The sequence below is a fragment of the Sciscionella marina DSM 45152 genome, assembly GCF_000379465.1.
Taxonomy (GTDB): Bacteria; Actinomycetota; Actinomycetes; order Mycobacteriales; family Pseudonocardiaceae; genus Sciscionella; species Sciscionella marina.
The window spans coordinates 582,792-595,830 of the sequence record NZ_KB905403.1; the positions used below are offsets into that span (position 1 = coordinate 582,792).

Sequence of the window (13,039 nt, forward strand, 5' to 3'; positions counted from 1 at the left end):
AATGTGACAAGCTCGGCGTATGCCCATCACCACGCTGCGGATCCCTACCGCGGACGGCCAGGCCGACGCGCTCGCCGCGCACCCCGGGGACGGCGCACCGCATCCGGGAGTGCTGCTGTACACCGACGCCTTCGGTATCCGGCCTGAACTGGAGCGGAAGGCCACCGAACTCGCCGGGCACGGCTACTACGTACTGGTGCCCAATCTCTACTACCGCCACGGCCCGGCTCCGGTGCTCGACCTGCCCGAGCACATCAGCGAGGAGAACCGGCCCGCGGTGTTCGCCGAGCTGATGCCGCTGCTCGAGGAGCACAGCACCGAGCGGGTGCTGCGCGATGCCGAGGCCTATCTCGGGTTCCTCACCGAACAGCCCGGGGTCAGCGCCGGGCCGGTGGCGGCGATCGGGTACTGCATCGGTGCCCTGCTGGCGATGCGCACCGGGATCGCGCATCCGGACCGGGTGGCCGCCGTGGCCGGATTCCACCCTGCCCAGCTGGTCACCGAGGAACCGGACAGCCCGCACCGCCAGGTCGGCGCGCTCGCCGCCGAGGTGCATCTCGGGCTCGCGGAAAACGACATGACCCCGGAGGCAATCAGCGAGCTGAACGAGGCGTTCGGGGCTGCGGGGGTCAGCTATAGCACCGAGATCTATCCCGACACCGTTCACGGCTTCACCATGTCGGACACCGCCGCGTTCGATCCGGCCGCGCTGCAGCAGCACTGGGATCGCCTGCTCCCGCTGCTCGACCGCGCACTGCGCTGAGGAGTTTCCCACCGTGCGGACATATCTGGAACTGCTGGACCACGTACTGACCACCGGGGTGCGCAAGCAAGACCGGACCGGGACGGGCACGCTGAGCGTGTTCGGCCATCAGCTGCGGTTCGACCTCGGCAGCGGATTTCCGTTGCTCACCACGAAGAAGGTGCATACTCGCTCGGTGTTCGCCGAGCTGCTGTGGTTTCTCCGGGGAGCGACCGATGTCGGGTGGCTGCACGAGAACAAGGTCAGCATCTGGGACGAATGGGCGGACGAGAACGGCGAGCTCGGCCCGATCTACGGTTACCAGTGGCGCTCCTGGCCGAGTCCCGATGGTGAGCACATCGACCAGATCCGCACCGTGATCGAGCGGATCAAGACCGATCCGGACTCGCGCAGGAACCTGGTCAGCGCCTGGAATGTCGCCGATTTGGACCGGATGGCGCTGCCGCCGTGCCACACGCTGTTCCAGTTCTACGTCGCCGAGGGACGACTGTCCTGCCAGCTCTATCAGCGCTCGGCGGATGTCTTCCTGGGGCTCCCGTTCAACATCGCCTCCTACGCGCTGCTGACCCAGCTGGTCGCCCAGGTGTGCGATCTCGAGGTGGGCGAGTTCGTGCACACCCTCGGTGACGCGCACCTCTACCTGAACCACCTCGACCAGGCCCGCGAACAACTCAGCCGGGAACCACGCCCGTTGCCGCGGCTCGTGCTGAACCCCGCGGTGCGCGATATCGACGAGTTCACCCTGGCGGACATCACGGTCGAGGGCTACGACCCGCACCCGAGGATCAGCGCGCCGATCGCGGTGTAGTCGATTCGCGGATCTCGAGCGCGGCGGGCAGCAGCACGGAATCGGTCGGCTCCTGACCGTCCAGCAGCTGCATCAACAGGGCGACGGTCTTGCGGGTCCCGGCCTCGAACGGGACCCGGACGGTGGTGATGGCCGGGCGCGTATTTCCGTTCCCCGGCCACGGTCCGGCGGTGTTCGGCGCAGATGTGCCCGGCCCACAGCGTGATCAGGTCATCGACCGGCTCCGCGCCGAGCTCGGTCAGCGCGGCGCGCAAGGGCGGCATGACTCTCCCCGCTCGACCGGGCGCTGCGCCGTGCCGCGGTTTCGCTCAGCGCAGCGCCGCGCGGATGAGGTAGCCGTGCGGGACCCCCGGTGTTCCCCGCGGCGCGTCCGGGTACGGCCAGCGGCCCAGCCGGGTGCCGACCGTGCTGAACAGGGAAACCTCGGGATCCCAGCCGCGCGCGGTCAGCAGGGCCTCCGGTTCCTCGGTACCGAACAGCCACGGTGCGCCGTGCTCGGCCATCCAGTCCAGCGTCGCGCGCATCGCGTGCGCCTCCAGCACCGAACGGCCGACCACGTCCAGCAGCAGGGTGCTGCCCGGCGCGCTGAGGTCGGTGAGGCGGTCGAGCAGGGTGAGCACGGCGGACTCCTCGAGGTACTGGGTGAGCCCTTCGACCAGCCAGCAGGTCGGCAGGTCGGCCCGGAAACCCGCTTCGCGCAAGGGATCCCGCCAGTCCGCGGCCAGATCGACACCCACGGTGCGGCGCGCGCAGCGCGCCTGGGCGTCGATGACCCGCTCCTTGTAGGCAAGCACTTCCGGCCGGTCGAGTTCGAACAGGGTGGTGCCGGGCGTGAAGTCCAGCCGGAAGGCGCGGGTGTCCATGCCCGCGGCGAGCAACGCGATCTGACTCGGCCGCAGCTCGGCGAACGCATCGTCGAAATACCTGGTGCGCACCGGGATTGTCGGCCCGCCGTCGAACTCCTCGGCCAGTTGCCTGGCGGATGCGCCGGCCAGTTGTTCGGCGAACGGGTCGGCGAACAGCGCGTCGGGCCGGCGGCTTTCGGCGGCGCGCATCGCGGCGGTCAGCCTGCTGGTGTGCGCGACCGGATCGAGTTCGTCTGTCTGCATGCTTCGAGGTTCGCAGAGATCGGCGGTTCCGCTACCATTAACCGCCGTATTCGGCTGATAGTGCTGCACGATTACCCTTGTGTGGTGGAAACCGTCACACTGGACGAGCTAGACCGGCGGATCCTGCATGCGCTCGCGATCGCCGGGCGGACACCGCTGCGCCGGATCGCCACCGTGCTCGGCTGCTCGGAGCGCACGCTTGCGCAGCGGTACCGCAGGCTGCGGGACGCCGGGATGCGGGTGGTCGCGGTCCCGGACCGGCGCAGGCTCGGCCGGGCCGACTGGCTGGTGCGATTGCGCTGCGCACCGGACGCCGCGCCGCGGATCGCGCAGGCGCTGGCGCGCAGGGAGGACACCTCGTGGGTCGCGCTCGCCTCCGGTGGTACCGAGCTGACCTGCATGGCACACGCCGAATCCGGTTCGGGCAGCCTGCTGCTGGAGAAACTGTCCCGCACGCCGCGAATCGATGCGATCACGGCGCACTGCGTCCTGCGCGACCTCGCGGGCGCCCATGGCTGGCCCGGCAGGCTCGGCGCGCTCGAGGCCGAGGAGATCGAGCGGTTGCGGGAACCCGAACCCGCCGAACACCGCGGCCTGCCCGAGCGCATCACCGCAACCGATCAGGCCCTGCTGCGTGCGCTCGCGGTCGATGGGCGCACCGGCTATCCGACCCTCTCCGCGCTGACCGGGACGCCGGAATCCACGCTGCGCAGGCGGTTGACCGAGCTGCACCGGCGCGGGGTCTTCTACTACGACGTGGACATCGATCCCGGGTGGTTCGACTACGACTGCACGGCCGTGCTCTGGCTGACCGTGGCACCCGGGGAGCTCGACGCGGTCGCCACGGCGCTTGCCGGGCACATCGAGGTCGCCTATGCGGCGGCGACGAGCGGCGCGGCGAACATCGTGGCCTTCACCGTCTACCGGGATCTGGACGCGTGTTACGGCTATCTCGCCCACCGCCTCGGCGCACTGCCCGGGGTACTGACCGTGGAGACCTCGCTGATCACCCGGCAGATCAAGGGCCCGGGCGCCGACCTGGCACCCTAGCCGGTCGCGGCCCGCTGCTGGGTTCCGGTGGAATCGGGCTGGGCCGGGGGACGAAATCCTTGCCACGGATGAGGATCAGCGCGAGTAGCCCGTGCCTGAGCAGCAGGTCTGCACCGACGAGTACCAGGCCACCGTCGACCAGCCGGCGCGCCAGGAAAGCAAGTCCTGTTCGGTCTTGTCCGCGGCCTGCTGCCAGCGTTTCCTCGTCGGTGATGTTCATCGTCAACTGCGCGACTGGATGGCCGTTCGTCGCTTCCCGCGGCCCGGATTCTTCTGCTCGGCTCATGGGACGGAGGTCACCAGCTCCGGCGGCTGCGGGAACGTATACGCGAAAGCGCCGCCTCGCTACCATGTGCGAGCGATCGGATACCAGGTAGACGGGAGCGCGCAGGGATGACCACACCGCAGGATGCGGGCTATGAATTCGACCCCGAGACGCTCCCCGCGCTGATCCGCGAGTTCGAGGACATCGCCGAGGACTCCAGGAAGTTCGAGAGCGAGATCCGCGAGGCCTCCGCTGTCGCCACCGCCCCGGCCCCGGATGTGCAGAGCGAGTCGTACCTCGCCGCGTATCAGGCGTCGCTGGACAACGCCGCGAACGAGGCCAAGGGGGCGACCACCTATCTCGATGGCCTGGTGCGGAGCATGAAGAAGGCGCTCGCCGACTACCGCGGGGCCGAGGATCGCAACGCACAGGATCTGCGAAGGAATCGGACGTGACGGCGGGGTATACCGGGGCGGAGATCTACCGGAGGCTCGTGGAGCAGAAGCGTGGCACCGAGGGCCTGCAGCAGTCCACGGACCAGGTTTTCCGGCTGATGCAGCGGTTCACCGAGCTGTCGAGCCGGATCGAGAACGCCGCGGGCAAGCTGGAGGGCAGCTGGACGGGCCCGAGCGCGGGTGCCGCGCAGCGGGGCGCGGGCCCGGCTTCGGCGATGTTCTCCAGGATGGCGGAAAGCCTGGACAAGGCCCAGGAAATGACCCGGGCACAGGCGGAGATGACCGATGAGGTCAGCGGGAAGCTGGTGCCGGTTCCCGCGATTCCCGCGCAGCCGAGCGGCTTGACGAAACTCGACGCACTCCTGCCCGGTCATCCGGGGGCCGCCGACTACGGTGCCGCGATGCAGGCGAAGCAGGGAGCCGAGGCGCACAACATTCACCAGTACCGGAGCCTGGCGGCCGCGACCGGCCGGCACATCGACAACCTGCCCCGGACGTATCCCGCCCACGGCGAGGACACCGCGGGCGGTGGGCATCCGATGCGGGTGCAGGCGGCGCAGGACTCCGCGAGCGGTGCCGCGGGGCGAACGGATATCTCCGCGTACACCCCGCAGGCCGGTGCGGACACCGGAACCGGTACGGGCGGTAATGCCGGGTCCGGCTCGGCGTCCGGCCCGTACGGTGGAATCGCGGCCGGCCATGTGCCCGGTGGCCCGCGCGGCACGGGTACCGGGCAGCGGCCGGTGTCCGGTACGGGACGAGGAAGGAAAGCGGACAGGGAGAAGACAACACCCGATTTCCTGGTCACCCGCGGGCACGGCAACGAGGTCGTCGGGGATATCCCGCCGACGGCGCCGCCGGTGATCGGGCAGGACACCGAACCGCACCACGACCCGAACGACGAAGGCTGAGCCAGCGATGCTTCCTGGTGGCAGGGTCGTCTGCCATGCCGAGCACTTCATCAGCCTGGCGCGCCATTTCCAGGTCGGCGAACCGCATTCGGTGCTGGCCGGTGAACTCCTGTGGCGCTCGCAGGAGGCCGAACAGGATCAGCTCACCACCGCACTGCGGGCCTTCGGCGAGCGGGGGCTGCTGGAGGACCAGGACCACCTGGACCGGGATTTCGCGGTCAGCATGGGGGTGCTGTGTCATCCCGATGCGGCCTACTATGGCTGGTTCCGGGACACCCAGGACCGCTGGGAGATCCTTGCCGCGCAGCGTGGCCAGGAAGCGGTGTGCGCGGTGCGCTGCAACGGCGGCCTGTGCCTCGACCAGATCTCGCCGGGCGCGCTCGCCAAGGGTTTTCTCGCGGAATGGCCTGCCGCGACCGCCGCCCGGTTCGCGCCCATCCGGCTGTCCCTCACCGAGTTCGTCGAGCCGCCCCGCGCCGAGGACAGCGTGCTGGTCAGCAACGACTACTCGGAAACCGATGATGACCGGGCCACGGTGTTCACGCTGATCCGGGCGGGGATCAGCACGGCGAGCGCCGAAGCCTACGTCCAGGTCCGGGACCGCGCGGAGCGTCCGCAGCGCAGCCCGTACTCGCTCGGTTACGTCGCCGGTCGCCGTGGTGCCTGGTACAACCTGTTCGAGACCGACCAGCTCGGCGACACCCACGTGCTCTGCGGACCCGCCACCGAGGACGCGCTCACCGAACAACTCGACCGCATGCGCGCGGAGTTGAGTTAGGAGTCGGCGGGGCAGGTGTGCTCTAGGAGTGCGTCTGATGACTCTCGTCCGTCGCGAGCGGGAGCCAGATCGGATGCATCGCAAGGCGGACGACGACAGCGCAGCGGCGCTGCGCGGGAGGAGGACAACGCCGCGAGGCGCCGATATGGCCCCGCGCAGCAGGACACGGAGCCATCAGGTGTGCTCTAGGCTGTTCCGATGGCCCGGGCGAGTCTGACGCGGATCCTCGACGACCTGGGCGGCACCCTGCTCGAAGTGGTGCACGGCGATCCGGACCGGGTCGGCGAGGTCGGCGGTGTGGTGATCCACGATGCGGTGGAGGAACCGGCGCTGCCCCCGGCCGCCGTGGTGCTCGGGGTCGGGCTGCGCGAACCCGCGGGGATCGCGGCCCTGCTCGACCGGCTGCGCGGCCGGGCGGGGGCACTGGTGATCCGTTCCCCGGTGCCCGCAGGGCAGCGGCTGCGCACCGCGGCGGCGGATGCGGGGGTCGTGCTGCTCGCGGTCGCGCGGGGCGCCTCCTGGATGCAGCTCGCCGCGCTGTTGCGCTCGGTGCTCACCGAGGACGGCATCCGCGTCGAGGACACCGAGACACTGGGCGGTTTCCCGGCCGGGGACCTGTTCTCCCTGGCGAACGCGATCGCGGCGCAGCTGGATGCCCCGGTCACCATCGAGGACCGGGGTTCCCGGGTGCTCGCGTTCTCCGGCCACCAGGAGGAAGCGGACCAGTCCCGGGTGGAGACGGTGCTCGGCAGGCAGGTCCCGCAACGCTATTCGCAGCTGCTCACCGAGTCCGGGGTGTTCGACGAGCTCTATCGCAGCAGGCGGCCGGTCTACGTGGATTCCACCGGACTGGGCACGGAATCGATCACGATGCCGCGGGTGGCGATCGCGGTGCGCGCGGGTGCCGAACAGCTCGGCTCCATCTGGGCCGCGGTGCACGGACCGCTTTCCGCCGAACGCGAGGCGGCGCTCACCGATGCCGCGAAGGTGGTGGCGCTGCACCTGCTGCGCATGCGGGCCGGGGCGGATGTGGGCCGCAGGCTGCGCGCGGACCTGCTGAGCACCGCGCTCGAGGGTGGCCCGGACGCGCACGCCGCGGTGGACCGGCTCGGGCTCGCCGGAACCCCGGTGATCGTGCTGGCGCTCGCGATGCGCGGCTCGCAGGAACCGAGTGGTTCGCTGAGCGAGGAGACCAGCAGGGAAACCGAACGCCAGCGGATCGCCGACGGCTTCGCGATGCATCTGGCCGCGATGCACCCGCGCAGTGCGGTCGCGCTGCTGGAGAACCACGCCTACGGGTTGCTCCCGGTGGACGGGGAGGATAGCGATGCCGGGGAACGGGCCCTGCGGGTGGCCGGTGACTTTCTCGGCAGGCTCGGGGACCGCACCGATGCGGTGATCGGGATCGGTTCCTGCGCGCGCACCAGCGCGGAACTGGCCACCGCGCGGCACCGGGCGAGCCGGACGGTGCGGGCCTTGCGCGCGCACGAGGACGGTCCGCGGGCGGCCCGGTTCGCCGAGGTGCACGGGTGGATCCTGGTTTCCGAGCTGCGCGAACTCGCCATCGGACAGGGTGACCGGCCCAGCGGGGCGCTCGCCGTGCTGCGCGAGTACGACGAACGGCACGGGGCGAGCCTGGTGCCCACCCTCGCGGCCTGGCTGGACGCGTTCGGGGATGTCGGCGCGGCCGCCGCGGCCCTGCACGTGCACCCGAACACCTTCCGTTACCGGTTGCGCAGGCTCACCGAGATCGGCGGCATCGATCTGGCCGATCCGGCGGACCGGTTCGCGGCCATGCTGGCACTGCGGGTGTTCAAGGATTAGACGCTACGTCGGATCGCACGAAAGCCCGGTACCGATTTTGGCCGCGCGCACCGAAGCCCCGTGCCCGCTTGTCGCCCTAGAGTGCGTCTGCGAGCTCTCGTCCGTCGCAGCGGGACACGGAGTTCTCAGATGTGCTCCTGGGTTGACAGGCACGAACAGCGAACGGAGCTGGTGCATGGGTCCACGCAAGGTCATCGTCATCGGTGCGGGCATGGTCGGGTTGTCCTGCGCCTGGTCGCTGCAGGAGTACGGCATCGAGGTGGAGGTGCTGGACAAGGCAGCGGCCGGGTCCGGGGCGTCCTGGGGTAACGCGGGGTATCTCGCCCCGGCCTTCACCGTTCCGCTCCCCGAACCCGCGATCCTGCGCTATGGGATCCGTGCCGTGCTCGACCGGCACTCCCCGGTCCGGCTGCCCCCGCGCGCCGATCCGGAGTTGGCCCGGTTTCTGCTGCGGTTGAGCCGGAACTGCACCAGCGCGCACTGGACCCGAGCGATGGCCGGATACCGGGTGCTCAACGAGCGGATCTTCGAGTCCTTCGACGCGCAGCTCGCCGACGGGGTGCGCGGCGAGGTGCACTCCGCCGATGTGCTCGCCGCCTTCGCCGGGGCCGCCGAGGCGACCGGACTGCAGCACGAACTCGACGGAGTGGTCGCCAGTGGGCAGCAGGTCGATCTGGAACTGCTCACCGGGGAACAGGCCCGCAAGGCCGAACCCAATCTCTCCGGGCGGGTCGGGCTCGCGATGCGGGTGCGCGGGCAGCGTTACCTCGATCCGGTCGCCTATGCGGGCGCGCTCGCCGCGAGTGTGCGCGCCCGGGGTGGCACGATCACCGAACAGGTCCCGGTCTCGGCCGTCCGGCACTCCGCTGGGCGGATCCGGGTGCGGTGCGCCGATGGTGGCCGCGAGGCGGACGCGGTGGTGCTCGCCAGCGGTGCCTGGCTGCCGGAGCTGGCCGCCGCGCACGGAGTGCGGATGCCGCAATTCGGCGGGCGCGGGTACAGCTTCACGGTTGCCCTGCGCGAGCCGCTGCGCACTCCGTTGTATTTCCCCACGGCCAGAGTCGCGCTGGCCCCACGCGGGGACCGGGTGCGGATCGCGGGCGTGATGGAGTTCCAGCGGCCGGACGCCCCGCTGGACCCGGCGCGGATCACCGCCACCGTCCGGTCGCTGCGGCCGCTGCTCGCCGGTGCCGACTGGTCGGACATCCGGGACCAGTGGGTGGGTGCGCGGCCGTTGAGCGCGGACGGGATCCCGCTGGTCGGCCCTTCGGCCACCGAGGGCGTCTACATCGCGGGCGGGCACGGCATGTGGGGAGTCACCCTCGGCCCGCTCACCGGAAGACTGCTCGCCGAGCACATGGCCACCGGCGCCACCGGCCCCGAACTCGATTGGTTGCGCCCGACCCGCTGAGCCCGGCTCGCTGAGTAGGGCTCGAGATCAATGGAGATCGCGATGCTACGAGAGCGTATCGAGACCGAGCCGAGCCCGGCGCGGGTGCGCCGGATCGGCCTGCTGACCGGTGTCGTGCTGCTGCTCGCCTACACGATCGACTACGTGGACCGGTTCGCGATCAGCATGGCGCTGCCCTCGATCGGCACCGAGTTCGGGCTTTCCAAGACGGCACAAGGGCTTCTGGTCACGGTGTTCGCCGTGGTGTACATGCTCTGCCAGATCCCGGCCGGGGTGGTCGCCGACCGGTTCGGTGCCCGGATCCTGTTGCTGACCACGCTGTTGCTGTGGTCGGCGTTCACCATGTTCACGGCACTCGCCGGGACCTTCGCCCTACTGCTCGTACTGCGCGCCACATTCGGTGCCTCGCAGGGATTTTTTCCCGCGGCGAGCTTCAAGACGGTGGCCGAGCGCACCACCCCGGACAACCGTGGCACGGTCATGGGGCTGGTCATGTCCGCGAGCGGGATCGGCAGCGGGCTCACCCCGTTGCTCGCCGCCCCGCTGCTGATCGCCTTCGGCTGGCGCGGCACGTTCGGCTGGCTCGCCGCGGCGGGCGCGGTGCTCGGCATCCTGCTGTGGCTGCTGATTCCGCGCCGGCTGCCCGCGCGGATGTGCGAACTGTCCGCGCAGCCGCCGAAACCGACCCCGGCCGCGCGGCGGGCGGTGCTGCGCTCCCCGCAGGTGTGGTTGTTCGCCGGACTGTTCTGCGCCAAGAACTTCGTGGTGTACGGGCTGATCACCTGGGTGCCGAGTTATCTGCAGGAGGCCGAACAGGTCTCCATCGGGCAGACCGGGGTACTGGCCGCGATCCCGGCGCTGATCGGGTTCGCCACCACGATCCTCGGCGGCTGGCTGTTCGACCGCTACTTCCGCACCCGCCCGCGCTGGTACCTGTTCGCCACCACGCTCACCTCGGCGATCCTGCTGGCTCCCATGGCCCTGGCGAACACCGCGGGCCAGTTCATCCTGTTCGAGGCGCTCGCGCTCGCGGTGGACGGGCTCGGTTCCATGGCGCTGTTCGGCCTGCCGATGCGGGTGTTCCCCACCGCGCTGACCGGATCGGGGATGGGCGTGATCAACTTCGGCGGTCAGGTCGCGGGTGCCGCCGCGCCACTGCTGCTCGGCATGCTGGTGGACGGATTCTCCTACGCGGCCGCGTTCGGTCTGCTCGTGGTGGCCGGGCTGATCGGGGCCGGGCTCGCCGTGCGGATCCCGCAGCGTGCCGAGGATTTCAGTTTCGCGGTGAAGGGAGCCTGATGGAAGACGAGATCATCGCCCGCGCCGAACAGGTGGGGCTCCGGGTCCGGATGCACGCCCGCGCCATCGACGGGACCGGGAGTTTCGGGATCGGCGCGGACGAACCCGTGGTGACCGCCTCGGTGCTCAAGGTGCCGCTTGCCGTGGAACTCGCCGACCAGGCCGAGCGGGAGCACTGCGATCTCGCCGAGCAGATCACCGTGCCCGCCGGGCCGAAAGTGCCGTCCCCGTACGGATTGGCCACGTTCCGGCATCCGGTGACGCTGTCCCTGGACGCGCTGGCCACCCTGATGATCGGGATCAGCGACAACGTCGCCACCGATCTGGTGTTCGCGAAGATCGGCAAACCCGCCGTGCGCGCCCTGCTGGACCGGCTCGGCCTCGCGGGCACCGTGATCGAGCAGGACTGCGCCGAACTGCTCGGCACCATCGGCGAGGACCTCGGCTATGACTATACCGATGACGAGCGCGCCCTGACCGAGCTGACTCCGGAACAACTGCGCGGCCTGCGTGCCCTGGATCCGGCACAGACCTGCCGCAGCACGGCGGCGGAGATGACCGCGCTGCTCGGCATGATCTGGCGGGACGAAGCGGCGGGCCCCGGCGCCTGCGCGGATGTGCGCCGCTGGCTCGGATTGCAGGTGTGGCCGCACCGGCTGCGGTCCGGTTTCCACACCGACGAGGTGCGGATCAGCGGGAAAACCGGGACGCTGCCCACGATCCGCAATGAGGTCGGGGTCGTGGAATACGCCGACGGGGGCAGGTTCGCGGTCGCGGTGTTCACCGAGGCGGTCGATGCCCGTTCCCAGGCACCGGAACGGGACGCGTTCATCGGATTCGCCGCGGCACGGGCGATCGAGGTAGTGAGGAGCCAAGCATGAACGAGAACGTACTGCTGCGCGGCGGTCAGGTGTGCGATCCGGGAACGGGGACCACGCGCACGGCCGATCTGCTGGTCCGCGATGGCCGGGTGGCCGAGATCGGGACGGATCTTCCCGTGCCCGAGGATGTTCCGGTGCTCGACGTGACCGGGCTCGTTGTCGGGCCGGGATTCATCGATCTGCACAGCCATGTGGACTCCATCGCCGGGCAGCGACTGCAGGCCATGGACGGGGTGTGCGCGACCCTGGAACTGGAAGCGGGCGCGGCGCGGGTGGAAACCGCGTACGCCGCGGCCGCGCGGGACGGGCGCCCGCTGCACTACGGGTACGCCGCGTCCTGGGCCGGTGCCCGGTTCGCGGCCCACACCGGCGCGGACCCGGACGACATCCTCGGCGTGCTCGGCGCACCGGAATGGCAGCGATCCTCCACCCCGAGCGAGCGGGCGACCTGGCTGAACAGGCTGGAGACCGAACTCGCCGCGGGCGGGCTCGGGATCGGCATTCTGCTCGGCTACGCGCCGCGCACCGATCCGGCGGAATTCCTCGATGTGGCACGGCTTGCCGCGAATGCGGGAGCGCCGACCTTCACCCATGTCCGCGAACTGGTGGAGGCCGACCCGACCACCCCGGTGGACGGTTCGAGCGAGATCGCGATGGCCGCGGCGGAAACCGGTGCGGCCATGCACCACTGCCACGTGAACAGCACCTCGCGCAGGCACATCGACCGGGTGCTGTCTACTTTGGACTCTTCGCGATCCGCGGGTTCCCCGGTCACCGTCGAGGCGTACCCCTATGGCGCGGGTTCCACCGCGATCGGCGCGTTCTTCCTTTCCCCGGACCGGCTGCCCGCCTGGGGCATGAGCCCCTCGGATCTGGTGCTGGTGGACACCGGGGAGCGGATCGCCGATGCGGCGCGACTGAACGAGGTGCGCGCGAACGATCCGGGCGCGCCGTGCATCGTGCACTATCTGGACGAGCGCGCCGAGGCCGATCGTGCGCTGCTGCGGCACGCGCTCGCCTTCGAGGACAGCATCGTGGCCAGCGACGCGATGTTCGTCAGCTGGCCCGACGGCAGCAGGGAGAGCACCGAGTGGCCGCTGCCCGCCGGTGGGCGCACCCATCCGCGCACCGCGGGCACGTTCAGCAAATCTCTGCGCCTGATGGTGCGCGAACAGGGCGCGTGGACCTGGCTGGAGGCCTTCCGCCGGTGCTCCTATCTGCCCGCGCGGGTGCTGGACCGGGTGTGCGCCACGGCGAGCGGGAAGGGGCACCTCGGGATCGGCGCGGATGCCGACATCGTGGTGCTCGATCCGGAAACCCTCACCGACCGCGCCACGTTCGCCGATCCCACGCGTACCGCTCAGGGTGTGCGGCATCTGCTGGTGGACGGCACCTTCGTGGTGCGGGACGGTGAACTGCGCGCGGACGTGTTCCCCGGACGGGCATTACGCGGTCACTGAACCGAAACCAGGGCTCAGCCGAATT

At 70.3% G+C, this 13,039-nt stretch carries 13 protein-coding genes and 1 pseudogene; 12 read left to right on the plus strand and 2 right to left on the minus strand.

Annotated elements, in window-relative coordinates; genetic code table 11:
- The first annotated feature begins 19 nt into the window (after nucleotides 1-19).
- Nucleotides 20-763, plus strand: a complete 744-nt coding sequence (locus A37U_RS0127500) for a dienelactone hydrolase family protein (protein WP_020499893.1) — start codon at nucleotides 20-22, stop codon at nucleotides 761-763.
- A gap of 13 nt (nucleotides 764-776) precedes the next feature.
- A complete protein-coding gene (locus A37U_RS0127505) occupies nucleotides 777-1,571 on the plus strand; it encodes a thymidylate synthase (protein ID WP_020499894.1) in 795 nt (264 codons plus the stop codon).
- Here the strand turns inward: A37U_RS0127505 and A37U_RS50130 are convergent.
- Nucleotides 1,549-1,704, minus strand: a pseudogene (locus A37U_RS50130) (LacI family transcriptional regulator); the annotation flags it as partial. The gene A37U_RS0127505 and the pseudogene A37U_RS50130 overlap by 23 nt on opposite strands.
- Nucleotides 1,705-1,879: 175 nt before the next feature.
- Nucleotides 1,880-2,680 carry an SAM-dependent methyltransferase gene (locus tag A37U_RS0127515; protein ID WP_020499896.1) on the minus strand — a complete coding sequence of 267 codons (801 nt, stop codon included), beginning with the start codon at nucleotides 2,678-2,680 and terminating at the stop codon, nucleotides 1,880-1,882.
- A gap of 84 nt (nucleotides 2,681-2,764) precedes the next feature.
- Here A37U_RS0127515 and A37U_RS0127520 point away from each other — a divergent pair, with 84 nt between their 5' ends.
- The 10 genes from A37U_RS0127520 (at nucleotide 2,765) to A37U_RS0127565 (ending at nucleotide 13,014) form a co-directional block, all read left to right on the plus strand.
- Nucleotides 2,765-3,730: an Lrp/AsnC family transcriptional regulator gene (locus A37U_RS0127520; protein ID WP_020499897.1), complete on the plus strand. Its 966-nt coding sequence runs from the start codon at nucleotides 2,765-2,767 to the stop codon at nucleotides 3,728-3,730.
- A 91-nt stretch (nucleotides 3,731-3,821) separates the two neighbouring features.
- Complete coding sequence (locus A37U_RS0127525) at nucleotides 3,822-4,127, plus strand: hypothetical protein (protein WP_020499898.1); 306 nt, start codon at nucleotides 3,822-3,824, stop codon at nucleotides 4,125-4,127.
- Complete coding sequence (locus A37U_RS0127530) at nucleotides 4,124-4,450, plus strand: hypothetical protein (protein WP_020499899.1); 327 nt, start codon at nucleotides 4,124-4,126, stop codon at nucleotides 4,448-4,450. The genes A37U_RS0127525 and A37U_RS0127530 overlap by 4 nt, the downstream gene beginning before the upstream one ends.
- Nucleotides 4,447-5,361: a hypothetical protein gene (locus A37U_RS0127535; RefSeq protein WP_020499900.1), complete on the plus strand. Its 915-nt coding sequence runs from the start codon at nucleotides 4,447-4,449 to the stop codon at nucleotides 5,359-5,361. The genes A37U_RS0127530 and A37U_RS0127535 overlap by 4 nt, the downstream gene beginning before the upstream one ends.
- A gap of 7 nt (nucleotides 5,362-5,368) precedes the next feature.
- A complete protein-coding gene (locus A37U_RS0127540; RefSeq protein ID WP_020499901.1) occupies nucleotides 5,369-6,139 on the plus strand; it encodes an ESX secretion-associated protein EspG in 771 nt (256 codons plus the stop codon).
- A gap of 198 nt (nucleotides 6,140-6,337) precedes the next feature.
- Nucleotides 6,338-7,963 carry a PucR family transcriptional regulator gene (locus A37U_RS0127545; protein ID WP_020499902.1) on the plus strand — a complete coding sequence of 542 codons (1,626 nt, stop codon included), beginning with the start codon at nucleotides 6,338-6,340 and terminating at the stop codon, nucleotides 7,961-7,963.
- A gap of 175 nt (nucleotides 7,964-8,138) precedes the next feature.
- Nucleotides 8,139-9,374 (plus strand): NAD(P)/FAD-dependent oxidoreductase, encoded by a 1,236-nt coding sequence (locus tag A37U_RS45500; RefSeq protein ID WP_020499903.1) that lies wholly within the window; start codon nucleotides 8,139-8,141, stop codon nucleotides 9,372-9,374.
- Nucleotides 9,375-9,416: 42 nt separating this feature from the next.
- Nucleotides 9,417-10,673 carry an MFS transporter gene (locus A37U_RS0127555; RefSeq protein ID WP_040588877.1) on the plus strand — a complete coding sequence of 419 codons (1,257 nt, stop codon included), beginning with the start codon at nucleotides 9,417-9,419 and terminating at the stop codon, nucleotides 10,671-10,673.
- Nucleotides 10,673-11,554: a serine hydrolase gene (locus A37U_RS0127560; protein WP_020499905.1), complete on the plus strand. Its 882-nt coding sequence runs from the start codon at nucleotides 10,673-10,675 to the stop codon at nucleotides 11,552-11,554. The genes A37U_RS0127555 and A37U_RS0127560 overlap by 1 nt, the downstream gene beginning before the upstream one ends.
- Nucleotides 11,551-13,014 carry an amidohydrolase family protein gene (locus A37U_RS0127565; RefSeq protein WP_020499906.1) on the plus strand — a complete coding sequence of 488 codons (1,464 nt, stop codon included), beginning with the start codon at nucleotides 11,551-11,553 and terminating at the stop codon, nucleotides 13,012-13,014. Before A37U_RS0127560 ends, A37U_RS0127565 begins: the two co-directional genes overlap by 4 nt.
- The last annotated feature ends 25 nt before the right edge of the window (nucleotides 13,015-13,039 follow it).

Excerpts from the sequence above, each read along its gene's own strand:
- A37U_RS0127500 (WP_020499893.1), top strand. The coding sequence starts at position 20 with ATGCCCATCACCACGCTGCGGATCCCTACCGCGGACGGCCAGGCCGAC.
- A37U_RS0127515 (WP_020499896.1), bottom strand. The coding sequence starts at position 2,680 with ATGCAGACAGACGAACTCGATCCGGTCGCGCACACCAGCAGGCTGACC.
- A37U_RS0127530 (WP_020499899.1), top strand. The coding sequence starts at position 4,124 with ATGACCACACCGCAGGATGCGGGCTATGAATTCGACCCCGAGACGCTC.
- A37U_RS0127540 (WP_020499901.1), top strand. The coding sequence starts at position 5,369 with ATGCTTCCTGGTGGCAGGGTCGTCTGCCATGCCGAGCACTTCATCAGC.
- A37U_RS0127545 (WP_020499902.1), top strand. The coding sequence starts at position 6,338 with ATGGCCCGGGCGAGTCTGACGCGGATCCTCGACGACCTGGGCGGCACC.
- A37U_RS45500 (WP_020499903.1), top strand. The coding sequence starts at position 8,139 with ATGGGTCCACGCAAGGTCATCGTCATCGGTGCGGGCATGGTCGGGTTG.
- A37U_RS0127555 (WP_040588877.1), top strand. The coding sequence starts at position 9,417 with ATGCTACGAGAGCGTATCGAGACCGAGCCGAGCCCGGCGCGGGTGCGC.
- A37U_RS0127560 (WP_020499905.1), top strand. The coding sequence starts at position 10,673 with ATGGAAGACGAGATCATCGCCCGCGCCGAACAGGTGGGGCTCCGGGTC.
- A37U_RS0127565 (WP_020499906.1), top strand. The coding sequence starts at position 11,551 with ATGAACGAGAACGTACTGCTGCGCGGCGGTCAGGTGTGCGATCCGGGA.